We start from the raw sequence: 985 nt of genomic DNA, 5'->3' as shown, positions 1-985 counted from the left end.
GAGCACACCGATCGACTGCGGCGTCGAACAGATGACATGGATGCGGTCGCCGGGCACCACGGACGAGGGATGGAACGAGAGTGTTGCGCTCGCACGCGAGGCCGCTGACACATGCTGGGACAAGTACCCGGACTATCTGCCGCACATCAATACTCAAAACATCGCCCGAGACCTCGACGTGATTCGTGGCGCCCTCGACCAGGAGAAGGCGTCGTACTTCGGGTGGTCGTACGGTACATACCTCGGTGCAACCTATGCTCAAATGTTCCCGGACAGGATCGACCGTGTGGTTCTCGACAGTGCACCGGATCCGAAGAAATACGGATACGAGATGTTCCAGGACATGGGCCCGGCCAACGAGAAAGCGATCGACGGATTCTCGCAGTGGGCAGCAGAACACAACTCCACCTATGCACTCGGATCGACGCCCGCCGAAGTTCGCGCCCTCATCGAGAAGCTGATCTCGGACGCGGCCACCACTCCGATACAGATCGGTGATCATGCCGTCGACGATCACGTCCTTCCATTCCTGATGTACGTCAACGGAACCGGCGACACCGAGAAGGAAAGTGAGGCATTCGCACAGGTATTGGTTCAGTTGCGCGATCTCGCCGCAGGCAAGACCGTCGAGAACATCCATCCCCAGCTGACGGGATTGATGCAGGCATGGTTCCAGACCGAACTGGGAACCGGTCCTGACTATGCCGGGACAATCGCCATCGTCTGCGGAGACGTATCGATGCCGAGCGATCCCCAGTGGTACCGCAACAAGTTGGAGGAGCACCGTGATGATCAGCCGATCTTTGCCGGCACACACAACACGATCATGCCGTGCGCGTTCTGGCGCAGTGAGGCCCCTACGCGGATCGACATCGACAACAACGTTCCGGCATTGCAGATCCAGGCAACCGGTGACACCCGCACGACGTACGACGAAGGCCTCGGCATGCATGAAGCGATGAAAGGCTCACGGCTCGTGACAGTT

The 985-nt window shown here is 59.2% G+C and carries 1 protein-coding gene; it reads left to right on the top strand.

The genetic code is table 11. From position 1 onward, the window contains the following. Positions 1–31: 31 nt before the first annotated feature. Positions 32–985, top strand: a 954-nt coding sequence (locus A2J01_RS29030; protein ID WP_231916030.1) for an alpha/beta fold hydrolase, incomplete at its 3' end; no start/stop codon positions are given.

This window comes from Rhodococcus sp. EPR-134 (assembly GCF_001647205.1).
Taxonomy (GTDB): domain Bacteria; phylum Actinomycetota; class Actinomycetes; order Mycobacteriales; family Mycobacteriaceae; genus Rhodococcus_F; species Rhodococcus_F qingshengii.
The sequence above is the reverse complement of the archived record's forward strand: the minus strand, read 5'-3'. Positions and strand labels throughout refer to the sequence as shown.